This window comes from Sphingobium amiense (genome assembly GCF_003967075.1).
Taxonomy (GTDB): domain Bacteria; phylum Pseudomonadota; class Alphaproteobacteria; order Sphingomonadales; family Sphingomonadaceae; genus Sphingobium; species Sphingobium amiense.
Genome location: NZ_AP018664.1, coordinates 1,120,075 through 1,140,907, shown reverse-complemented (window position 1 = coordinate 1,140,907; position 20,833 = coordinate 1,120,075). Strand labels below are relative to the sequence as shown.

Below are 20,833 nucleotides of genomic sequence, written 5' to 3'. Positions count from 1 at the left end.
GGGACGCGGGGAAAGTTGCGATTTGCCTCCGCGAGCCGGGGCTGTATAGCCCGCAGCGCCATGCAGCGAAACAGCAAAATCCCCGACGGCACGCCCGGCCGTGGCCCCATCGTGCTGGTGGGGATGATGGGCGCGGGCAAATCGACCGTGGGCCGCCGCCTCGCCGCGCGGCTCGGCCTGTCCTTCGTCGATGCCGACGAGGAGATCGAAAAGGCCGCGGGCATGACGGTGTCAGAGATTTTCGAGCGCTATGGCGAAGCGCATTTCCGCGACGGCGAACGCCGCGTCATCGCCCGGCTGATGGACGGCGCGCCCAAGGTCATCGCAACCGGCGGCGGCGCCTTCATGCAGGACGAGACGCGCCGCCTGATCCTGGAGAGCGCGACGGCGATCTGGCTGGACGCGGACATCGACGTGCTGGTCGACCGCGTGGCCCGGCGGGACAGCCGCCCGCTGCTGAAAGGCCGCGATGCGCGCGCGGTGCTGACCGAACTCGCGGCGGTGCGCAATCCCGTCTATGCACTCGCCCCCATCCACATCAAAAGCATCGCCGCCCCGCACGAGGTCGCGGTCGAGAAGATCATGGAGCAGCTTCCCCAATGGCCCTAGTCCGGGTCGCGCTCGGCGCGCGCAGCTATGACATCGTGATCGAGGAAGGCGCGCTGGACCGCGCGGGCGACTGGCTGGCGGCCTATGCCCGCAAGGGGCGGCTGGTGGTCGTGACCGACAGCCATGTCGCGACGGCGCAACTGCCCCGGCTGGAGACCGCTCTGCACGGCGCGGGAGTGAGCGTCGAACCGATCGTGCTGCCTGCGGGCGAGCAGACGAAGAGCTGGCGGCATCTGGAGCAGTTGCTCGACGCCCTGCTGGCTCTGGAGGTCGAGCGCGGCGATCATGTCGTGGCGCTGGGCGGCGGGGTGATCGGCGATCTGGTGGGCTTTGCCGCCTCCATCCTGAAGCGCGGATGCCACTTCATTCAGGTGCCGACGACGCTGCTGGCGCAGGTCGATTCGTCGGTCGGCGGCAAGACCGCGATCAATACGCGGGCGGGCAAGAATCTCGTCGGCAGCTTCTATCAGCCTTCGCTGGTGCTGATCGACCCGTCGACGCTCGCCAGCCTGCCCCCGCGTGAAACGCGTGCGGGCTATGCCGAGGTCGTCAAATATGGCCTGATCGACGATCCCGATTTCTTCGCCTGGTGCGAGAGCGACGGGCATCGGCTGCTCAGCGGCGACCCGGAAGCGCGCGTCCACGCCATCGAAAAGAGCGTGCGCGCCAAAGCGGCCATCGTCGCCGATGACGAACGCGAGACGACCGGCCGCCGCGCCCTACTCAACCTTGGCCATACATTCGGTCATGCGCTGGAGGCGGACACCGGTTTTTCCGACACGCTGCTGCACGGCGAAGCTGTGGCGGCGGGCATGGCGCTGGCGTTCCGCTATTCGGCGCGGCTGGGGCTGTGCGCTCAGGCGGATGCGGACCGGGTGACGGCGCATCTGAGGGATGTCGGCCTGCCCTTCGACCTCGCGTCCGCGCATGTGAAGGCGAATGGCGCGGCGCTGGTCGCGCATATGCTCCACGACAAGAAGATGGCGGCGGGCACCCTCCCCTTCCTGCTGGCGCGGGGGATCGGGCGGACGTTTCTATCGAAGGATGTCGTGCTGGACGATGTAGCGGCGTTTCTGGATGAGGAACGGGCGGCAGGGTAATCGACGACCGCAGCCATCCCCCTATCGTCACCCTGAACTTGTTTCAGCATGGCGAAAATGGGGATCTTACGAAAAGTAGCCTTTCGTCATGCCGGGCTTGACCCGGCATCCCGCTTCTTCCCCAACAAGGTAGCGGGACCCCGGCTCAAGGCCGGGGTTACAGTCGCTCAACAAAAAAGGCGCCCCTCGCGGAGCGCCCTCTTCGTTCAAACCCTGTCAGGCCAATTACTTCTTCAGCGTCAGGCCGCCGAAGCGCTTGTTGAAGCGCGCCACCTGGCCGCCTGTGTCGAGCTGGCGGTTGCCGCCCGTCCAGGCCGGGTGCGACTTGGGGTCGATGTCGAGCGCCAGCGTGTCGCCTTCCTTGCCCCAGGTCGAGCGGGTCTGGAAGGTGGTGCCGTCGGTCATCTGGACGGTGATCATGTGGTAATCGGGGTGGGTATCGGCCTTCATGGCGGTGTGCTCCTTTGGTGGCCGGTTTCCGACCGGCCGGATGCGATAGAAATGCGAAGGCGCGCCGTTAGCCTGTTCGGCGCGCATTGGCAAGGACAAAGCCCCCCATCCGCCGCGTCATCCGCCCCCGCCCGCGACAGACGGGGAGATGCCGGCCTGCGCCGGTATGACGGCAGGGAAAACGTCAGTCCCTGGGCGGATCGGTGATCATCGCGACGAACTGCGCTTCGGACGCGAGCTTGCCGTCCAGCATCGCCTTGCCGCTGAACTTGCAGATCGCGCCGCGGTTCTGGGTCACTTCGACATGGAGGTCGAGCAGACAGCCCGGCTCCACCGGAGCGCGGAACTTCGCGCCGTCGATGCTCATGAAATAGACGAGCTTGCCCGCTTCGGCGAGGTTCATCGATTCGACCGCGAGCACGCCCGCCGCCTGCGCCATCGCCTCGACGATCAGGACGCCGGGCATGATCGGGCGCGTGGGAAAATGCCCCTGAAAGAACGGCTCGTTCACCGATACCGCCTTGATCGCGTGGATCGACTGGTTGGGCACCAGCGACACCACGCGGTCGATCAGCAGCATCGGGTAACGATGCGGCAGGGCGGCCATGACCCGACGGATGTCCATCGGGCCACGCGCGGTCGATTCAACCTCGTCCGTCATGGATCAGCGCGACTTGGGCGCCTGAGCCGGGGACGCGGGCGCAGCGGCGGCGGCAGGCGCCGCTCCGGCCTGACCCTGACCGCCGGGCTGCCAGCCGGCAGGCGGCGTGATGCCGACGCTGGGGACCAGAGCGTTGAGTTCGGTGATGACGGACGGCGTGATGTCCGCGCCTGCGCCGAAGCTTTCGGTCGCGCCCTTCTTGAACACGATTTCCGACTTGGTCTTGGCGGTCGCGGACTTGAGCGCGTCGTCCAGCTTCGCGACGATCTGTTCCTCGACATAGGCGCGGGCGAGCGCGACCGGCTGGCTCAGGCGCTGAAGTTCGGCCTGGCCGTTCTGCTGCGCCTGCTGGAGCTGCTGATACTGGGTTTCGATGGCGGGCGTGGGCTTGTTGCCCGCAGCCTTGTAGGCGGCCTGCAGCGCGTCATTCTTGGCCTTGAGATCCGCCTCGATCGCCGTGCGGCGCGCGTTGATCTGGTCAAGCTGCGGCTTGTACGTGGTCTGCATCTGGGTCATCGCGGTGGTGAAGGCGGCGCTGCGGGCGACGGCTTCCTCCAGATCGACGACGGCGATGCCCGACTTGGTCTGGGCGGCGGCGGGCACGACGGTCAGCGCGGCCATAGTGATCGGCGCCAGCGTGAGCGCGGCGGCCTTTGCAATCATCTTCATCAGAATTGAGTCCCTACGTTAAAGGTAATGAGCTTGGTGTCGTCCCCTGGTTCCTTCAGCAGGGCTTTGGCGATGTCGATGCGGAACGGGCCGAAGGGCGAGTTCCAGTTGACGCCAAAGCCCACGGAAACACGCGGCTTGAGCGTGTCGCCGAGATAAACTTCCTCGAAATTGCCGCCCGCGAAGCTGTAGTTCGCGCCGCAAACCGGGTTGCGCGCGGTGCCCGTTGCGCGCACGCGGGCCGATCCGGTCGGCGCGCCCGTGCCGGGATCGCAATAGCCCGCGAAGCTGCCGGTGCCGTTATTGACGAGCACCGGGTCCTTGATCCCCGCGACCGCGCCGGCATCGACGTAGACCGACGGACGCAGGCCCATTTCGCGCGCGCCCGATCCGAGCGGAATTTCCAGTTCGGCGCGGGTCATGTAATACATCCGCCCGCCCAGCGCGTCGTCCTGCACATTCTGGCGGCCATTCACCCGTTCATAGCCGGTGGTCGCGCCGTTCGAATCGGTGGTCGCCTGCAGGAAGTAGCGCTTCACGCGCGGGCCGACGCCGCGAATGTTGAAGCCGCGAATCTGCGGTTCGCCGAGGAAGAAGCGGTCGACGAGGCGGATGCGCTCGGTCGGGAAGCCGTCCGCGTCCACCCGCTGACCTTCGAGCGAGTGGATATAGCCCGCCTCGCCCGTCAGCGAGAAAACGAAGCCGCCGCCCAGCGCGAAATATTTGCCGCCGTTGAGGCGCGTGCGGACATATTTGACGCTGCCGCCGAGGCCCGCGACATCCTGGCTCAGGACGAGCTGCTGGCCGCGCGTCGGACGGATGCGGTTGTCTCGCGCGTCGTAGATCAGCGAATAGCCGAGGCTCGACGTGGTGCGCTTGCCGATCGCGTCGCAGAGATAGCGCCCGGCGAGCAGCGGGTCGCAGCGTGAAGGCAGCGGTCCCGCGCCGTCCGGATCGGAATAGTAAACATCCTTCGCCAGCGTCACATCGTCGAAGTTCAGGCTGTAGCGCAGCGCCAGCGAGATATATTCGGTGATCGGCACGCCCGCGCGGAGCTGGAAACCGGTCGTCTGCTGCTTGTAGGTGGTGCTGCGGTCGTTGACGCTGTTGCCGAGGAAGCGGAAGCTGTTGAGGTCGCGGCGGTAGATGTCGCCGCCCAGCGCGATATTCTTGTCCATGAAATAAGGCTCGGTGAAGCCCAGTTCGATCGACTTGGAATAGGCCGAATAGTTGACCGAGGTGCGCAGTTCCTGGCCCTTGCCGCGGAAGTTGCGCTGCGTGACGGATGCCGACACGATGAAGCGTTCGAGCGAGCTGTAGCCCGCCGACAGCGACAGTTCGCCGGTCGATTTTTCCTGCACGTTGGTTTCGAGCACGATGCGGTCGGGCGCGGAGCCGGGCTTCTGTTCGACGTCCAGCTTCTCCTGGAAGAAGCCGAGCGAATTGATGCGGTCCTTCGAGCGCTTGACGAGGAAGCTGTTGAAGGCGTCGCCTTCGGCAAGGCGGAACTCGCGGCGGACGACCTTGTCCTGCGTCAGCGTGTTGCCGTTGATGTCGACCCGCTCGACATAAACGCGCGGCGCGTTGGCAATGCGGAAATTGATCCCCATCGTCAGCGTATCCTTGTCGCGGTTGAAGTCCGGCGACACATCGGCGAAGGCGTAACCGAACAGACCCGCCGTTTCACTGAGCGTATCAACGGTGTCTTCGACCTTCTTGGCGTTATACCAGTCGCCCTTCTTCATCGACAGCGTCTTGGTGAGCGCTTCGCCCGACAGGTCGCGAATGTCCGATTCGACCTTCACGTCGCCGAACTTGTAGCGGTCGCCTTCCTCGACGACATAGGTGATGATGAAGTCCTGCTTGTCGGGCGTCAGTTCCGCCACGGCGGAAATCACGCGGAAATCGGCATAGCCTTCGGTCAGGTAGAACTGGCGCAGCTTCTGCTGGTCATAGGCGAGCCGGTCGGGATCGTAGCTGGTGCCCGAGGAGAAGATGCGGAACCAGCGCGACTGCTTCGTCACCATCTGGCTGCGCAGTTCGCCGTCCTTGAACTTCTCGTTGCCGATGATGTTGATCTGGCGGACCTTCGACTTCGGGCCTTCGCTGATTTCGAACACGATATCGACGCGGTTCTGGTCGAGCTGGACCATCTTCGGTTCGATGGTGGCGGCGAAGCGGCCCTGCCGGCGATAAAGCTCGATGATGCGCGCCACGTCTGCGCGCACCTTCGACCGGGTGTAGATCTGGCGCGGGGCGAGCTTGATTTCCGGCCGGATCTTGTCTTCCTTCAGCCGCTTGTTGCCTTCCAGCACGATGCGGTTGATGACCGGATTTTCCTTCACCTGAACGGTGATCGCGCCCTTGTCGTTGCGGATCTGGACATCGGCGAACAGTTCGGTTTCGTAGAGGTCGCGCAGCGCCTGATCGAGGCTTTCCTGGCTGAAGGGCTGGCCCTGCCGCAGCTTGGTGTAGGACAGGACGGTGTCCGGCTCCAGCCGCTGCGTGCCCGCGACGGTGATGGAGCCGATCGTGCCCTGCGGCACGCCCGCGCCTGCGGCGGGCGGGGTCGCTGCCGCACCGGCGCCCTGCGCCATGGCCGGGAGCGCAGGCACGCCCGCGATCATCGTGGTCGCCAGAAGGACGGCCAGGACCGGGCGCTGCCTCATGCTGCTGTTCATCGCTCTCACCCGCTCCACCTTGAAAAGATTCCTAAACGACCCAGATTAATGTGTCTGTCGCAACAGACGCCGCCGACCGGCGCTTCCCTGCCCCAAGCGCGTCAGCCGATCAAGCCGGACAGGCTCTTCCAAAGACCGAAAGACGACAAATCGTTGAAGGTGACGAGCAGCATCATCGCCATCAGCACCGCCAGACCCGACCTGTAGGCCCATTCCTGCGCCGCCGGGCTGACGGGCCGCCGCCGCACCGCTTCGATCCCGTAGAAGAGCAGATGCCCGCCATCCAGCATCGGAATTGGCAAGAGGTTGATGAACCCCAAGTTAATCGAGATGAGCGCGACGAAGAAGATGAAGCTCTCCACCCCCATCGTCGCCGCCTGCCCCGAAACCTGCGCGATCTTGAGCGGGCCGCCCAGTTCCTTGACCGAACGGCCGCCGCCAACGATCTGCCCCAGCGTTTCCACCATCGTGCGCACGATGTCGCCGGTGCGCTCGACCGCCACGATGGGTGCGCGCCAGAGCGGCACCGGCTCGATCACGGGTTCGCCCGGCGCAAGGCCAAGCCGGCCGACGGCGAATGTGTTGCCGAGGCCATCGTCTTCGGAAACGCTGCCGATCCGGCCAGCCTTGACGATGCGCTGCCCGTCGCGCTCGATCACGATCTCAACCGGCTCGCCGGGGCGGATCTGCGCATAGAGGCGGATGTCGTCGAACGTCTCCATCGCCCGTCCGCCCAGCGAGACGATGCGGTCGCCGGGCGCGATGCCCATCGCCGCGGCGGCGCTGCCGGGCTGCACCTGCCCCGCCACCGCGGGCGTGCGGCTTTCGCCGTGGATGAAGGCGAAGGCGGCGAGGATCAGGATCGCGAAGAGGAAGTTGATCGCCGGGCCAGCCGCGACGATGGCGGCGCGCTGCCACAGGGGCTTGCCGGGAAAGCTCTCCGCCCGGTCCTTTGCGGGCATTTCGAGCCAGGCGGGATCGGTCATGCTGGCGGCGTTCATGTCGCCCTTGAAGCGGACATAGCCGCCCAGCGGCAGCGCCGCGACCCGCCAGCGGGTGCCGCGCCTGTCGATCCAGGCGAAGATTTCCGGGCCGAAGCCGATGGAGAAGGCTTCCGCCTTCACCCCACACCAGCGGCCGACGAGATAGTGACCCAGCTCATGCACGAAGACGAGCGGGCCGATGACCGCGACGAAGGCGAGAATGGTCAGCAGAAAACCGGGACTGTGGATCAAACCGTCAATCTTTCCATCACTCGGCCCGCCTCCAAGCGGGCCTGCGCGTCCGCCGCCAGCACATCGTCGATGGAGCCGGGCGCAGGCGCGCTATACCGGTCCAACACATCCTCCACAATCATGGCAATATCAAGGAAGCCGATGCGGCCCGAAAGGAAGGCGGCGACCGCGACTTCATTGGCGGCGTTGAGGATCGCGGGTGTCGCACCGCCATCCGCCGCCGCCGCGCGCGCAAGGCGCAGCGCAGGGAAGCGTTCCGGATCGGGCGCTTCGAAATCGAGCCGGCCGATGGTCGCGAGGTCGAGCGGCTGGCAGGGCGTCGCGATCCGATCCGGCCAGGCGAGCGCGTGGGCGATCGGAATACGCATGTCGGGCGAGCCGAGCTGCGCCAGCGTCGAACGGTCGCGATATTCGACCATCGAGTGAATAACCGACTGGGGATGGACCAGTATCTCGATACGGTCGAGACCGACGGGGAAGAGATGCGCGGCCTCGATCAGTTCGAGACCCTTGTTCATCATCGTCGCGCTATCGACACTGATCTTCGCGCCCATCGACCAGTTGGGATGCGCGACCGCCTGCGCCGGGGTGATGTCCCGCATCTGCGCGCGGCTGCGGGTGCGGAAAGGGCCGCCGCTGGCGGTGAGAATTATTCTTGCGACATTATCGTAAGAGCTTCCGGCAAGGCACTGGAATATCGCATTATGCTCACTGTCCACGGGCAGCAGGGTCGCGCCGGACGCACGTGCAGCGTCCATCATCAGCCCGCCCGCCGACACCAGCGATTCCTTGTTGGCGAGCGCGACCGTGGTGCCTGCTTCCAGCGCCGCCATGGTGGGTTTCAGCCCCGCGCAGCCGACGATGGCAGCCATGGTCCAGTCCGCATCCAGCCGCGCGGCATCGACCAGCGCATCCTCACCCGCCGCCGCTTCGACCCCCGACCCCGCCAGCGCATCTTTGAGCGCGCCGTAAAGATGCGCCTGCCCGATCACGGCGACCTGCGCGCCGCTCTCCCGCGCAACCTGCGCCAAGCTGTCCACATCGCTGTTCGCGGTGAGCGCCACGATGCGATAGGCGTCCGGCTGCCGCCGCACGAGATCGAGCGTGGACTGGCCGACCGATCCGGTGGCGCCGAAGATCGAGACGCGCTTCACTGGCCCTGCACCAGCAGGATATAGAGCAAAGCGGCCAGCGGCGCTGCGGCGACCACGCCGTCCAGCCGGTCCATCACACCGCCATGGCCGGGCAGCAGCGATCCGCTGTCCTTGACGCCTGCGCGCCGCTTCATCCCGCTTTCGAGCAGATCGCCCAGTTGCGCGGCGACCGCCAGCAGCCCGCTCGCTGCCGCCAACTGGATCGGCAGACCCGCGAGACGGTGGAGCAGAAAGCCGACGACCAGCGCGGCGAGCACGCCCCCCGCAAGTCCCGCCCAAGTCTTTGACGGGCTGACGCGCGGCGCCAGTTTCGGCCCGCCGATGCTGCGCCCCGCGAAATAGGCGCCGATGTCGGTCGCCCAGACGAGGCCCAGCGCCCAGAAAGCGAGCAGCAGACCATGCGCGTAAGGCGGCTGCCCCCGCAGGAACATCAGCGCAACGATGGGCAGGCAGACATAGGGAATGCCAAGCGCCAGCTTCATGTTGCGGCTGGTGAAAGCGACGAAGAAGAAGGCGGCCGCCCCCGCGATCAGCACCGGCCAGTCGATCCCGGCTGCAAGCGGACAGAGCAGCGCCAGCGGGAAAGACACGGCGAACATCGCCGCCTTGCGCTGCTGCGCGTCCGCACCGGTGAGGTCGCCCCACTCGCCCTGCATCAGCACGCCCGCGACGACCAGCAGCAGCCAGAATATGATCCCGCCAGCGAGCAATGCGCCCAGCGCCAGCGCGATAAGGGCAACGCCGACGACGGAACGGGTGCGCAATTCGCTGGTCATGCGCTCACAGGCCGCCGAAGCGGCGGTCCCTCAGGCGAAAGGCGTCGAGCGCACCCGCCAGCGCCCCGGCGTCGAAATCGGGCCAGAGCATGTCGGTGAAATAGAGTTCGGCATAGGCCGCCTGCCACAGCAGGAAATTGCTGAGCCGCAGCTCGCCCGATGTGCGGATAAGGAGGTCGAGCGGCGGCAGGTCGGCGGTGTAGAGCGCGGCGTCGATGGCCTCCACGCCGATGGCGGCGGGATCGACTTCGCCGCGCGCCGCCCGGTCGGCGAGGCACCGCACCGCGCGAACCATCTCATCCTGCGCGCCGTAATTGAGCGCGATGGCGACGATCGGTCCCGTGTTCGCCGCCGTCCGCGCCATCGCCCCTTCGATCAGATCGACCAGCGAAGGATCGAGCGCGCGATAGTCGCCGATGATGCGCAGACGCACGCCATTGGCGTGAAATTCATCGAGATCGGACTGGATGAAGTGCCGCAGCAGGCCCATGAGGTCGGACACTTCGCTCGCCGGGCGCTTCCAGTTTTCGGAGGAGAAGGCGTAGAGCGTCAGGCATTCGAGGCCCAGATCCTGCGCCGCGCGGGCCACACGGCGCACCGCCTCCACCCCGGCGCGATGCCCGGCGATGCGCGGCAGCAGCCGCTTCTTCGCCCAGCGCCCGTTGCCGTCCATGATGATAGCAACATGGCGCGCGCCATGGGCTGGCGCGGCGCTGGTCAGATCGGGCTTGGCTTGGCTGGCCATCAGAAGGACATGCGTTTTTTGGCCGCGAAAGAAAAGCCCCGGCTTACTGGCCGAGGATTTCCTTCTCCTTGGAGGCCGCGGCGGCGTCGATGTCGGCGATAGTGCTGTCGGTCAGCTTCTGGACTTCGGTTTCCAGCCGCTTGCGCTCATCCTCGCTGATTTCGCCCTTCTTCTCGTCGGTCTTGAGGCTGTCCATGCCGTCGCGGCGGACATTGCGCACCGCAACGCGCGCGCCTTCGGCATATTTGCTGGCGAGCTTGGCCAGTTCCTTGCGGCGCTCCTCGGTCAGGTCGGGGATCGGCAGGCGCAGCGTCTGCCCGTCGACGATGGGGTTGAGGCCGAGGCCCGCCGAGCGGATCGCCTTGTCGCAGGGGCCGACATTGCTCTTGTCCCACACCTGCACCGACAGCATGCGCGGCTCGGGCGCGGAAACAGTCGCAACCTGATTGAGCGGCATGTGCGCGCCATAGACTTCGACCGTGACGGGATCGAGCAACTGGATGTTCGCGCGGCCGGTGCGCAGGCCGGAAAGGTCGCCCTTCAGCGATTCGACGGCGCCCGCCATGCGGCGTTCGAGGTCTGCCTTGTTATATTGCGGCATGGAGTTTCAACGCTCCTGATTTTGCACGATGGTTGCCACGCCGTCTCCGGCAAGCACCTTGGCGAGGTTGCCCGTCTCGCGGATGTTGAAGACGACGATGGGGATATTATTCTCACGGCACAGCGCGATGGCGCTGGCGTCCATGACCTTGAGATTGTCGTTCAGCACCTGATCGAAGCCGATCTGGTCGTACCGGACGGCGTCCGCCACTTTCTTGGGATCGGCGTTATAGATGCCGTCGACGCTGGTGCCCTTGAACAGCGCGTCGCAGTTCATTTCGGCGGCGCGTAGCGCAGCGGTCGTGTCGGTGGTGAAGAAGGGGCTGCCGGTGCCCGCCGCGAAGATGACGATGCGGCCCTTTTCCATGTGCCGCTCTGCCTTGCGGCGGATATAGGGTTCGCACACGCTGGCCATCGGGATGGCGGACTGGACGCGCGTGTCGTAGCCGCGCTTTTCGAGGGCGTTCTGCACCGCAAGCGCGTTCATGACGGTCGCGAGCATCCCCATATAGTCGGCGCTCGCCCGGTCGAAGCCCTTGGCCGCGCCCGCAAGCCCGCGGAAGATATTGCCGCCGCCGACGACGACGCACAGTTCGAAGCCCGCATCCTTTGCCGCGGCGATTTCGCCCGCGACGCGGTTCACCGTCTCCGGTTCGATCCCGAACTGGCCCTGCCCCATCAGCACTTCGCCGGATAATTTAAGGAGAATGCGCTTGAAGGCGGGCCGGGTCATGGGCGGGCGTGATCCATCTGTTCGGGCAAGGAAATGGCGCGCACCTTAGCAGCGCGCGCCATTCTGTGAAGCGGCTTTTCCCTCGTCGCGGAAACGGGAGGGAAAAGAAAAGATCAGACGCCGGCGGCCGCCGCGACTTCCGCCGCGAAGTCGCTGACTTCCTTCTCGATGCCTTCGCCGAGCTGGAAGCGGACATAGGATTTGAGCGTGATCGACTTGCCCGCATCCTTCGCCGCCTTGGCGACGACATCCGCGACCGGGGTCTTGTTGTCCATCACGAAGAGCTGCGAGAGGAGCGCCTGCTCCTTGGCGAACTTGGCGACCGCGCCGTCGACCATCTTGGCGACGATTTCGGCGGGCTTGCCCGATTCGGCGGCCTTTTCCGCAGCGATGGCGCGCTCACGCTCCAGCAGGGCGGGATCAATGTCGGCAGCCGAGAGCGCCAGCGGGAAGGCAGCGGCGATGTGCATCGCGATCTGCTTGCCCAGCGGCTCCAGCACGTCGGCGGGCGCATCGCCCTCCAGCGCGACGAGCACGCCGATCTTGCCGAGGCCCGGCGCAGCGGCGTTGTGAACGTAGGGGACGACGACGCCCTGGCTGACTTCCACATGGCCGACGCGGCGCAGCGTCTGGTTTTCGCCGATGGTGGCGATGTTGGCGACCAGCTTTTCCGCGACGGTGCCGCCGGCGGGGTACGCGGCGTTCGCCAGCGCGTCGGCATCGGCCGCGCCGGTGTCGAGCGCGATCTGTGCGACGGTGCGGACGAAATCCTGGAACTGGTCGTTCTTGGCGACGAAGTCGGTTTCGCTGTTCACTTCGACGGCCACGCCCTTCGTGCCCGCGACGGCGACGCCGACCAGACCTTCAGCGGCGGTGCGGCTCGACTTCTTCTGCGCGGCGGCCAGACCCTTGGCGCGCAGCCAGTCGGTTGCCGCTTCGATGTCGCCATTGGCTTCGGTGAGCGCCTTCTTGCAGTCCATCATGCCCGCGCCCGAACGGTCGCGCAGTTCCTTGACGGCGGCAGCGGTAATCTCGGCCATGTTTCGGCTCCTAATGTTTCGGATGGTTCAAATATGCGGGAGGGCGCGTCTCCGAAGAGCGCGCCCTACCCTGCCAATCTTGCAGTCTCGCGACGCCCTTTAGGCTTCGGCGGCAACCTCTTCGGCTTCCGGCTCGTCCAGCGCGCCGAGGTCGACGCCGGACGCCTGCTGCGCACCACGGTTGCCCTTGGTGGCGGCGGCGGCGATGGCGTCGCAGTAGAGGCGGATCGCGCGGCTGGCGTCATCGTTCGCCGGAACCGGGAAAGCGATGCCATCGGGCGACACGTTCGAATCGAGGATCGCGACGACCGGGATGCCCAGCGTGTTGGCTTCCTTGATCGCCAGCTCTTCCTTGTTCGCGTCGATCACGAACATGACATCGGGGATGCCGTTCATGTCGCGGATGCCGCCCAGCGACAGTTCCAGCTTCTCGCGCTCGCGCGTCATCTGGAGAACTTCCTTCTTGGTGAAGCCGTGCGTGTCGCCCGACAGCTTTTCCTCAAGGGTCTTCAGGCGCTTGATCGAACCCGAAATGGTCTTCCAGTTGGTGAGCATGCCGCCCAGCCAGCGGTGGTTGACGAAATGCTGGCCCGACTTGCGGGCGGCTTCGGCGATGGGGTCCTGCGCCTGGCGCTTGGTGCCGACGAACAGCACCTTGCCACCGGCGGCGACGGTCGCCGACACGAAGTCCAGCGCGCGGCCGAACAGGGGCACGGTCTGCGACAGGTCAAGGATGTGGATGCCGTTGCGCTCACCGAAGATATACGGCTTCATGCGCGGGTTCCAGCGGTGGGTCTGGTGGCCGAAATGGGCGCCAGCCTCGATCAATTGGTGCATGGTGACGACAGGTGCCGCCATGGTCTTTCTCCTTCCGGTTGCTACCTCTGGGAATCGGGAACCGGAAAACGCGCCTCAAAGGCGGCACCGGCACCGGATATGGTGATTCCCATGTGGAATGGTCGCGCCCTTAGCCGCGAAAAAAGAGGATGGCAAGGGTTGACCCCGCCCTCAAACTGGAACATATAGGGAACAGACGGAACAAAAGCCGCGTCTTCCGGTTAGGATCGTCATAGTGAGACATGCCGTGCAAACGGCAAGACAGAAAGTGATCGCGATGTTCACTGTTGTTGCTGCCACCCTGTTTTCCGCCGCATTCCTGCTGGCGATCGGCACTATGGCGTGGATGTTCCTCGCCTATCGCGACAAGATGGTCGCGGCCCTGCTGTTCGAACCCATCCCGCAGCGTGAGGTGGTCTATCATGTCCGCGTTCGGCGCCCGCGCGTGGGGCTGACGCCGCGCAAGGCGGATGCGTCCTTCGGCGGCGTGCTCGCGGCCTGAGCCTTCAGGGCGTAATCGTCGCCGCCTCGCGCTGACGGCGAACCTTGGCGTAGGACAGGACGCCGAAGGGTATGAGCGCGACATAGCCCGCACACAGGATCAGCAGCGTCAGCCACGGATCGGTAACGAGCAGCGCCGCCAGCAGCCCCGCCACCGCTATTGCCTCCAGCCTGATCCGCTTGCGCAGCCGGAGCGCCGACCAGCTATAGGTGGCAAGGCTGGAGATCATGAGAAAAGCCGTGAAAGCGGTCCATGGCGCAACCACATACCATGCGCGGAAAATCTCCTCCCCCGTCACCAGCCAGAGATAGAGCGGCACGAAGGCAAGGCCCGCTCCCGCCGGAGCCGGAACGCCGGTCAGGAAACCGGCGGATTTATGGGGCTGTTCATCGGCGTCGATATTGGCGTTGAACCGCGCGAGCCGCAGCGCGCACGACAGCGCATGGGCCAGCGCGAAGATCCAGCCGAATTTCGGCATGGCGTGGAGCGACCAGAGATAGAGGATCAGCGCGGGAGCGACGCCAAAAGCGATGGAATCGGAGAGCGAATCCAGTTCCGCCCCGAACCGGCTCTCACCCCGCAACAGCCGCGCGATCCGCCCGTCAAGGCCATCGAGCACGCCCGCGAACAGGATCGACAGCACAGCCCGTTCCCAATCTCCCGAAATGCCGTAGCGCACGCCGGTCAGGCCGAAGCACAGCGCCATCGCCGTCACCGCATTGGGCGCCAGCATCCGCAGCGTGATGCCGCGCCGCAGCCCCTGGGGCACTCCGCGCCGCCGCCGGCTCACTGCTGGATGCCCGGCACCACGCGGGGGTCGCCGATCTGGCCGAGGATGGTTTCGCCCGCCACCGTGCGCTGGCCCAGAATCACGCGCGGCGCGGTCCCGGCGGGAAGGTAGACGTCGACCCGGCTGCCGAAGCGGATAAGGCCGATCCGCTGTCCCGCCGCGACCATGTCACCGGGCTTCACGAACGGCACGATCCGCCGCGCCACCAGCCCCGCGATCTGGGTGAAGCCGATGCGCAGTCCGTCGTGGCGCTCCACCAATATATGCTGCCGCTCATTATCCTCGCTCGCCTTGTCGAGATCGGCGTTGAGGAACTTGCCGGAAATATAGACGACCGACTTCACCGTCCCCCCGATGGGCGTGCGGTTGATGTGCACGTCGAACACGCTCATGAAAATCGACACCCGGATCAGCGGCTGGTCGCCAAGCCCGTTCGCGCCCGCCATCTCGCGCGGCGGCGGCACACGCTGGATCAGGGTGACGAGGCCATCGGCCGGAGCGACGATCGCATTTTCATCCTGCGGAACCGCGCGCACCGGATCGCGGAAGAAGGCGAAGACCCAGATCGTCACGATCAGCATCAGCCAGCCCAGAATATCCCATCCCACCAGGAACAGGATGGCGGTGATGCCCACCGCGATCAGGCCGAACTTCATGCCTTCGGGGTGCACGGAGGGCCAGCGCCATTTGACATTGCCCCCGGCGGCGATCGTGATCTCGTTATTGTCCATGGTCATCGTCTTTAGGCAGAGCTTTCCCTGCTGACAACGACCGATCCCGCCCATGGCTCCCGCAGCGCGAATATGGCGTGTCTCGACAGTTGAACATTCGCGTCGCTTTCCTTAGGGCGTGGCCAACCCCACCCGAGACAGGAAAGCGAAACAGGCGCATGGCGAAGATCAAGGTGAAAAACCCGGTCGTGGAAATCGACGGCGATGAAATGACCCGCATCATCTGGGAATGGATTCGTGAACGCCTGATCCTCCCCTATCTCGACATCGACCTCAAATATTACGACCTCAGCGTCGAAAAGCGCGACGAAACCAACGACCAGATCACCATCGATTCCGCCAACGCGATCAAGCAATATGGCGTCGGCGTGAAATGCGCGACCATCACCCCCGACGAAGCCCGCGTCGAGGAATTCAACCTCAAGGAAATGTGGAAATCGCCCAACGGCACGATCCGCAACATTCTGGGCGGCGTCGTCTTCCGCGAACCCATCGTCATTTCCAACGTGCCGCGCCTGATCCCCGGCTGGACCAAGCCCATTGTCGTCGGCCGCCACGCCTTTGGCGACCAGTATCGCGCGACGGACTTCCGCGTGCCGGGCGCGGGCAAGCTGCGCCTCGTCTTCGAAGGCGAGAATGGCGAGACGATCGACCGCGAAGTGTTCAACTTCCCCGGATCGGGCGTCGCGATGGCGATGTACAACCTCGACGATTCGATCCGCGATTTCGCCCGCGCCTCGTTCAACTACGGCCTCAACCTCAAATGGCCGGTCTATCTGTCGACCAAGAACACCATCCTCAAGGCCTATGACGGCCGGTTCAAGGATCTGTTCCAGGAAGTGTTCGACAGCGAAGGCTTCGCGCAGAAGTTCAAGGACGCCGGCATCGTCTACGAACACCGCCTGATCGACGATATGGTCGCCTCCGCGCTCAAGTGGAGCGGCGAGTTCGTCTGGGCGTGCAAAAACTATGATGGCGACGTCCAGTCGGATCAGGTGGCGCAGGGCTTCGGCAGCCTCGGCCTCATGACTTCGGTCCTCCTCTCGCCTGACGGCAAGACCGTCGAGGCCGAAGCGGCGCACGGCACCGTCACCCGCCACTATCGCCAGCACCAGCAGGGCAAGGCGACATCGACCAACCCAATCGCGTCGATCTTCGCCTGGACCGGCGGCCTCAAGTTCCGCGGCAAGTTCGACGAGACGCCCGATGTCGTGCGCTTTGCCGAAACGCTGGAAAAGGTCTGCATCCAGACCGTCGAGAGCGGCGCGATGACCAAGGATCTGGCGCTGCTGATCGGCCCGGAACAGGCATGGATGACCACCGAACAGTTCTTCGAGGCGATCCGCGTCAATCTCGAAGCCGAAATGGGCAAATGGAACTGATCGCGGTCCGCGCGGTTTCAATACGCTAACGGAACGAGGCGGCGCCGGACCATCCGGCGCCGCCTTTTTCTTGTCCCCGACCATGACAGCAACAGCGGAACGCCTGATGACGACCACCGGTAAGAAGCGCCTCGAAACCCGCGCCGCGACGCCCGCCGATGCGCGCGGCATCCAGCGGCTGATCGCCCGCGCCTATCCCGGCATGCCCAACTATTCGCTGGCGACAATCCGGGGCCAGATCAACAATTTCCCCGGCGGCTGTTTCGTGGCGCTCTATGACGGGCGGGTCGTGGGCTATTGCGCGACGATGCGGGTCAGCAAGGGCATGGCCTTTTCCCATCATGACTGGGAGGAGATCACCGCCAACGGCTTCGGCACGCGGCACAGCGCGGCGGGCGAGTGGCTTTACGGCTATGAGATGGCGGTCGATCCCAAGCTGCGCGGTCTCCGCATCGGCCAGCGGCTCTATGATGAGCGAAAGGAACTGGCCGAGGAACTGGACCTGCACGGCATCGTCATTGCAGGCCGGATGCCGGGTTACGCACGGGCCAAGCGGCGCGCGGGCAGTCCTCAGGATTATCTGGACAAGGTGATCCAGGGCAAGCTGCGCGATCAGGTCATCAGCTTCCAGCTCAAGAACCAGTTCGAGCCGCTGGGCGTCCTCGAAAACTATCTACCCGAAGACAGGCAGTCGGACGGACACGCCGCTCACCTCGTCTGGCGCAACCCCTATGTCGACCCGGACGAAGCCCCCGAAATGCGGGTGCCGCGCGGCGTGGAAAGCGTCCGCCTCGCCACCTGCCAGCTTCAGGCGCGCGCGGTGCAGGACTTCGACGAATTCATCCGCAACATCGAATATTTCGTCGATGTCGCGGCCGATTATCGCTCCGACTTCATCGTTTTCCCGGAGCTTTTCACCCTCCCCCTCCTCTCCTTCGAGCAGAAGAAGCTGTCGCCGGTCGAGGCCATCGACAAGCTGACCGGCTACACCCCGCGCCTGACGAAGGAACTGACGCGGATGGCGCTGGAATATAATATCAACATCATCGGCGGCTCCCACCCTACCCGCGCCGACGATGGCGACATCCAGAACATCGCCTATGTCGCCCTGCGCGACGGATCGGTGCATACGCAGGAGAAGATCCACCCGACGCCCAACGAAGCCTTCTGGTGGAACATCAAGGGCGGCGACGCGCTCGACGTCATCCAGACCGACTGCGGCCCCATCGGCGTCCTCATCTGCTACGACAGCGAATTTCCCGAACTGGCGCGGCGGCTGGTCGATCAGGGCGCGCGCATCATCTTCGTGCCCTTCTGCACCGACTCTCGCCTCGGCTACATGCGCGTGCGCTACTGCGCGCAGGCCCGCGCCATCGAGAACCAGTGCTATGTCGTCATGTCCGGCAATGTCGGCAATCTGCCCAACGTCGACAATATGGACATCCAATACGCCCAAAGCGCGATCCTGACCCCGTGCGACCTGCCCTTCGCGCGGGACGGGATCGCGGCGGAATCGACCGAGAATGTCGAGACGCTGACGATGGCGGACGTGAACCTCGCGGACCTGAGCTGGGCGCGCGCCGAAGGCACCGTCCGCAACCTTCGCGACCGCCGCTTCGACCTCTACCATATCGACTGGGACAGCAACCCCGACCACGGCCACGCGCCGAGCGGAGGCCCGGTGCCGGCGGGCGGGCATAATTCGCCGGGGGGCGGGTGAACGGATGCGTGGATTGCGAACGAGCCGCATTTAGACGAAACATAAGCCAAGGCGGACCATCGGACTGCGAGCCTGAGGTTTATGATGCGTGCTCTTTTTGCTCTTGTTTCGTTACCGGCACTTGCCATCGCAACATCGGGCGATGCTTGTCGCGTTGTCCGATCTCCGGAAGAAAAATTGAAAGATGGCTACAGGTCAGGCGCGATCTCGAGCGCTGCCTTGGTCACAATCAAAACGACAAAATTTATCCGCCAACCTTTCGCAGATGCCCATCCATGGATCGCCACCGCAACAATAGATCGCGTAGTGCGTGGGTCTTATGGAGCGGATACAGTCAGTTTTGATCGCGGCTGGGGATCTTCTGCTTGCGATGAAGGATATGTTCCGCCTCGGCCGGGCGATCGGTGGGTCGTATATTTTTCTAAGCGGGCACAAGAGGGGCAGGTAGTTTGGGCCAGCTATCCGCTACCGGTTGCATCCGTTTCGGACCCTATGCTGTCCTTGCAAGTCGGAGACGATCGCTAATTCGCTGCTTCAAAAGGCGAAATTTGTTGACCTCGGCTACCGGTCGCAACGAAACCGTTCTCGCGCCTCACTCCACCGTCACAGACTTCGCCAGATTCCTCGGCTGGTCCACGTCCGTGCCCTTCAGCACCGCGACATGGTACGCCAGCAACTGCACCGGCACGGCATAGACCATCGGCGCGATCAGCGGGTGGACCTTGGGCATGGTGATGGTGGCGAGGCACCCCTCGCCCGCCGCCTGCACCCCGTCATAGTCGGAGATCAGCACCACCTTGCCGCCGCGCGCCTGCACTTCCTGCATGTTGCTGACGGTCTTTTCGAACAGCGGGCCTGACGGCGCGATCACGATCACCGGCACCAGTTCGTCGATCAGGGCGATGGGGCCATGCTTCATCTCGCCCGCGGCATAGCCTTCGGCGTGGATGTAACTGATTTCCTTGAGCTTGAGCGCCCCTTCCAACGCCAGCGGATAGTCGGTGCCGCGCCCCAGATAGAGCACGTCGCGCGCAGGCACGATGTGATGCGCCATCGCCTCAATCGCCTCGTCGTAGGCGAGCGCGCCGTTGATCGCGGCCGGGGCTTCGGCGAGGTGGCGGACCAGTTCCTTCTCCGCCTTCGCGTCGAGCCGCCCCTTGGCGCGGGCAAGGTTGGCGGCGAAGGCGGCCAGCACCGCGAGCTGGCAGGTGAAGGCCTTGGTCGATGCGACGCCGATCTCCGGCCCGGCGTTGGTGGGAAGCAGCAGGTCCGCTTCCCGCGCCATGGTGCTGGTCGGCACGTTGACGACGGCGGCGATCTTCTGCCCCTCCTCGCGCGCATGGCGCAGCGCGGCGAGCGTGTCGGCGGTCTCGCCCGACTGGCTGATGACGATCATCAGCCCGCCATCCTCCATCACCGGCGCGCGGTAACGGAATTCGCTGGCCACGTCGATGTCGACGGGCACGCGCGCGAACTGTTCGAACCAGTATTTTGCGACCATCCCGGCATAATAGCTGGTGCCGCACGCGACGATGGTGACGCGGCGGATCGCCGACAGGTCGAAGTCCGGGATCGGCAGCGACACGCGGTCGTCCATCCGCTGCAGATAGGCCTTGAGCGTCTGGGCGACGACCACCGGCTGCTCGTAGATTTCCTTCTGCATGAAGTGGCGATGATTGCCCTTGTCGATCATCGCGCCGGACACGCCGCTGATGGTCACGGGGCGCTCGACAGGGTTGTTGTCCCTGTCGAAAATCTCCGCGCCGTCCTTGGTGATGACGACCCAGTCACCTTCTTCCAGATAGGCGATCCTCTGCGTCAGAGGGGCGAGCGCCAGCGCGTCCGACCCGAGAAAGGTCTCGCCCTCCCCATAGCCCACCACCAGCGGCGACCCGAGCCGGGCGCCGATCAACAGATCGGGATGGCTGCGGAAGGCGATGGCGAGCGCGAAGGCGCCATGCAGGCGCGGCAGCACGTCGCGCACGGCCTCGACCGGGGACGCGCCCTGCTCCACCTTCTCGCTGACGAGGTGGGCGACGACCTCCGTGTCGGTCTGGCTGTCGAAGATGCGGCCCCGCGCGATCAGTTCCTCACGCAGCGGCTTGAAATTCTCGATGATGCCATTGTGGACCAGCGCGACCTCGCGCGTCGCATGGGGATGCGCATTGGTGGTCGTGGGCGCACCGTGCGTCGCCCAGCGGGTATGCGCGATGCCGGTGGTGCCGGGCAGCGGCTCGGCAGCGAGTTCCTTCACAAGATTGCTGAGCTTCCCCTCGGCCCGGCGGCGTTCGATCGCGCCGTCATGGATCGTCGCCACGCCCGCGCTGTCGTATCCGCGATATTCGAGGCGCTTGAGACCGTCGACCAGCCGGTCCGCCACGTCATCCTTGCCGATAATCCCGATAATGCCGCACATGA

Annotated in this window: 20 protein-coding genes; 5 read left to right on the top strand and 15 right to left on the bottom strand. The window is 65.1% G+C overall.

Annotated elements, in window-relative coordinates:
* Positions 1-60: 60 nt before the first annotated feature.
* Both SAMIE_RS05380 and aroB read left to right on the top strand, forming a co-directional pair.
* Positions 61-609: a shikimate kinase gene (locus SAMIE_RS05380; protein WP_066699668.1), complete on the top strand. Its 549-nt coding sequence runs from the start codon at positions 61-63 to the stop codon at positions 607-609.
* Positions 600-1,709, top strand: a complete 1,110-nt coding sequence (gene aroB / locus SAMIE_RS05375) for a 3-dehydroquinate synthase (protein ID WP_066699670.1) — start codon at positions 600-602, stop codon at positions 1,707-1,709. Before SAMIE_RS05380 ends, aroB begins: the two co-directional genes overlap by 10 nt.
* A gap of 225 nt (positions 1,710-1,934) precedes the next feature.
* Here aroB and rpmE read toward each other — a convergent pair whose 3' ends face one another.
* The 12 genes from rpmE to rpsB form a co-directional block, all read right to left on the bottom strand.
* On the bottom strand, positions 1,935-2,159 hold the full coding sequence (gene rpmE, locus SAMIE_RS05370) for a 50S ribosomal protein L31 (RefSeq protein WP_009822308.1): 225 nt from the start codon (positions 2,157-2,159) through the stop codon (positions 1,935-1,937).
* A 184-nt stretch (positions 2,160-2,343) separates the two neighbouring features.
* Entirely contained in the window at positions 2,344-2,820 is a 477-nt protein-coding gene (gene fabZ / locus SAMIE_RS05365) for a 3-hydroxyacyl-ACP dehydratase FabZ (protein WP_066699672.1), read from the bottom strand.
* A 3-nt stretch (positions 2,821-2,823) separates the two neighbouring features.
* Complete coding sequence (locus SAMIE_RS05360) at positions 2,824-3,489, bottom strand: OmpH family outer membrane protein (protein WP_066699673.1); 666 nt, start codon at positions 3,487-3,489, stop codon at positions 2,824-2,826.
* Positions 3,489-6,170, bottom strand: a complete 2,682-nt coding sequence (gene bamA / locus SAMIE_RS05355; protein WP_066699674.1) for an outer membrane protein assembly factor BamA — start codon at positions 6,168-6,170, stop codon at positions 3,489-3,491. The genes SAMIE_RS05360 and bamA overlap by 1 nt, the downstream gene beginning before the upstream one ends.
* A 101-nt stretch (positions 6,171-6,271) precedes the next feature.
* The gene (gene rseP, locus SAMIE_RS05350; protein ID WP_066699676.1) at positions 6,272-7,405 is read right to left on the bottom strand and encodes an RIP metalloprotease RseP; all 1,134 of its coding nucleotides are present in this window, start codon (positions 7,403-7,405) and stop codon (positions 6,272-6,274) included.
* Positions 7,402-8,559 (bottom strand): 1-deoxy-D-xylulose-5-phosphate reductoisomerase, encoded by a 1,158-nt coding sequence (locus tag SAMIE_RS05345; RefSeq protein WP_066699678.1) that lies wholly within the window; start codon positions 8,557-8,559, stop codon positions 7,402-7,404. The genes rseP and SAMIE_RS05345 overlap by 4 nt, the downstream gene beginning before the upstream one ends.
* Positions 8,556-9,335, bottom strand: a complete 780-nt coding sequence (locus tag SAMIE_RS05340) for a phosphatidate cytidylyltransferase (RefSeq protein WP_066699680.1) — start codon at positions 9,333-9,335, stop codon at positions 8,556-8,558. Before SAMIE_RS05340 ends, SAMIE_RS05345 begins: the two co-directional genes overlap by 4 nt.
* A 4-nt stretch (positions 9,336-9,339) precedes the next feature.
* Positions 9,340-10,080 carry an isoprenyl transferase gene (locus SAMIE_RS05335; RefSeq protein ID WP_066699682.1) on the bottom strand — a complete coding sequence of 247 codons (741 nt, stop codon included), beginning with the start codon at positions 10,078-10,080 and terminating at the stop codon, positions 9,340-9,342.
* Positions 10,081-10,123: 43 nt separating this feature from the next.
* On the bottom strand, positions 10,124-10,681 hold the full coding sequence (gene frr / locus SAMIE_RS05330) for a ribosome recycling factor (RefSeq protein ID WP_066699684.1): 558 nt from the start codon (positions 10,679-10,681) through the stop codon (positions 10,124-10,126).
* A 6-nt stretch (positions 10,682-10,687) separates the two neighbouring features.
* A complete protein-coding gene (gene pyrH, locus SAMIE_RS05325; protein ID WP_066699686.1) occupies positions 10,688-11,413 on the bottom strand; it encodes a UMP kinase in 726 nt (241 codons plus the stop codon).
* Between the two features lie 113 nt (positions 11,414-11,526).
* Entirely contained in the window at positions 11,527-12,453 is a 927-nt protein-coding gene (gene tsf / locus SAMIE_RS05320) for a translation elongation factor Ts (RefSeq protein WP_066699687.1), read from the bottom strand.
* A gap of 99 nt (positions 12,454-12,552) precedes the next feature.
* Positions 12,553-13,311: a 30S ribosomal protein S2 gene (rpsB, locus tag SAMIE_RS05315; protein WP_066699689.1), complete on the bottom strand. Its 759-nt coding sequence runs from the start codon at positions 13,309-13,311 to the stop codon at positions 12,553-12,555.
* A gap of 256 nt (positions 13,312-13,567) precedes the next feature.
* Here rpsB and SAMIE_RS05310 point away from each other — a divergent pair, with 256 nt between their 5' ends.
* Positions 13,568-13,792, top strand: a complete 225-nt coding sequence (locus tag SAMIE_RS05310) for a hypothetical protein (protein WP_066699691.1) — start codon at positions 13,568-13,570, stop codon at positions 13,790-13,792.
* A gap of 4 nt (positions 13,793-13,796) precedes the next feature.
* On the opposite strand, the gene SAMIE_RS05305 is transcribed toward SAMIE_RS05310, so the two are convergent.
* Both SAMIE_RS05305 and SAMIE_RS05300 read right to left on the bottom strand, forming a co-directional pair.
* Positions 13,797-14,525: a CDP-alcohol phosphatidyltransferase family protein gene (locus SAMIE_RS05305; RefSeq protein ID WP_066699786.1), complete on the bottom strand. Its 729-nt coding sequence runs from the start codon at positions 14,523-14,525 to the stop codon at positions 13,797-13,799.
* A 53-nt stretch (positions 14,526-14,578) separates the two neighbouring features.
* Positions 14,579-15,313 carry a phosphatidylserine decarboxylase gene (locus tag SAMIE_RS05300; protein WP_066699693.1) on the bottom strand — a complete coding sequence of 245 codons (735 nt, stop codon included), beginning with the start codon at positions 15,311-15,313 and terminating at the stop codon, positions 14,579-14,581.
* A gap of 158 nt (positions 15,314-15,471) precedes the next feature.
* Here SAMIE_RS05300 and SAMIE_RS05295 point away from each other — a divergent pair, with 158 nt between their 5' ends.
* Together SAMIE_RS05295 and SAMIE_RS05290 are read left to right on the top strand one after the other, a co-directional pair.
* Positions 15,472-16,695: an NADP-dependent isocitrate dehydrogenase gene (locus SAMIE_RS05295; protein ID WP_066699695.1), complete on the top strand. Its 1,224-nt coding sequence runs from the start codon at positions 15,472-15,474 to the stop codon at positions 16,693-16,695.
* A gap of 106 nt (positions 16,696-16,801) precedes the next feature.
* Positions 16,802-18,415 (top strand): carbon-nitrogen hydrolase family protein, encoded by a 1,614-nt coding sequence (locus SAMIE_RS05290; RefSeq protein ID WP_066699699.1) that lies wholly within the window; start codon positions 16,802-16,804, stop codon positions 18,413-18,415.
* A 592-nt stretch (positions 18,416-19,007) separates the two neighbouring features.
* On the opposite strand, the gene glmS is transcribed toward SAMIE_RS05290, so the two are convergent.
* Positions 19,008-20,831, bottom strand: a complete 1,824-nt coding sequence (gene glmS, locus SAMIE_RS05285) for a glutamine--fructose-6-phosphate transaminase (isomerizing) (protein WP_066699701.1) — start codon at positions 20,829-20,831, stop codon at positions 19,008-19,010.
* Between the last annotated feature and the right edge of the window lie 2 nt (positions 20,832-20,833).

Bases quoted from the DNA above. Each gene is read 5' to 3' on its own strand.
- SAMIE_RS05380 (WP_066699668.1), top strand. From the start codon at position 61: ATGCAGCGAAACAGCAAAATCCCCGACGGCACGCCCGGCCGTGGCCCC.
- aroB (WP_066699670.1), top strand. From the start codon at position 600: ATGGCCCTAGTCCGGGTCGCGCTCGGCGCGCGCAGCTATGACATCGTG.
- rpmE (WP_009822308.1), bottom strand. From the start codon at position 2,159: ATGAAGGCCGATACCCACCCCGATTACCACATGATCACCGTCCAGATG.
- fabZ (WP_066699672.1), bottom strand. From the start codon at position 2,820: ATGACGGACGAGGTTGAATCGACCGCGCGTGGCCCGATGGACATCCGT.
- SAMIE_RS05360 (WP_066699673.1), bottom strand. From the start codon at position 3,489: ATGAAGATGATTGCAAAGGCCGCCGCGCTCACGCTGGCGCCGATCACT.
- bamA (WP_066699674.1), bottom strand. From the start codon at position 6,170: ATGAACAGCAGCATGAGGCAGCGCCCGGTCCTGGCCGTCCTTCTGGCG.
- SAMIE_RS05340 (WP_066699680.1), bottom strand. From the start codon at position 9,335: ATGACCAGCGAATTGCGCACCCGTTCCGTCGTCGGCGTTGCCCTTATC.
- SAMIE_RS05335 (WP_066699682.1), bottom strand. From the start codon at position 10,080: ATGGCCAGCCAAGCCAAGCCCGATCTGACCAGCGCCGCGCCAGCCCAT.
- frr (WP_066699684.1), bottom strand. From the start codon at position 10,681: ATGCCGCAATATAACAAGGCAGACCTCGAACGCCGCATGGCGGGCGCC.
- pyrH (WP_066699686.1), bottom strand. From the start codon at position 11,413: ATGACCCGGCCCGCCTTCAAGCGCATTCTCCTTAAATTATCCGGCGAA.
- tsf (WP_066699687.1), bottom strand. From the start codon at position 12,453: ATGGCCGAGATTACCGCTGCCGCCGTCAAGGAACTGCGCGACCGTTCG.
- rpsB (WP_066699689.1), bottom strand. From the start codon at position 13,311: ATGGCGGCACCTGTCGTCACCATGCACCAATTGATCGAGGCTGGCGCC.
- SAMIE_RS05310 (WP_066699691.1), top strand. From the start codon at position 13,568: ATGTTCACTGTTGTTGCTGCCACCCTGTTTTCCGCCGCATTCCTGCTG.
- SAMIE_RS05305 (WP_066699786.1), bottom strand. From the start codon at position 14,525: ATGCTGGCGCCCAATGCGGTGACGGCGATGGCGCTGTGCTTCGGCCTG.
- SAMIE_RS05300 (WP_066699693.1), bottom strand. From the start codon at position 15,313: ATGGACAATAACGAGATCACGATCGCCGCCGGGGGCAATGTCAAATGG.
- SAMIE_RS05295 (WP_066699695.1), top strand. From the start codon at position 15,472: ATGGCGAAGATCAAGGTGAAAAACCCGGTCGTGGAAATCGACGGCGAT.
- SAMIE_RS05290 (WP_066699699.1), top strand. From the start codon at position 16,802: ATGACGACCACCGGTAAGAAGCGCCTCGAAACCCGCGCCGCGACGCCC.
- glmS (WP_066699701.1), bottom strand. From the start codon at position 20,831: ATGTGCGGCATTATCGGGATTATCGGCAAGGATGACGTGGCGGACCGG.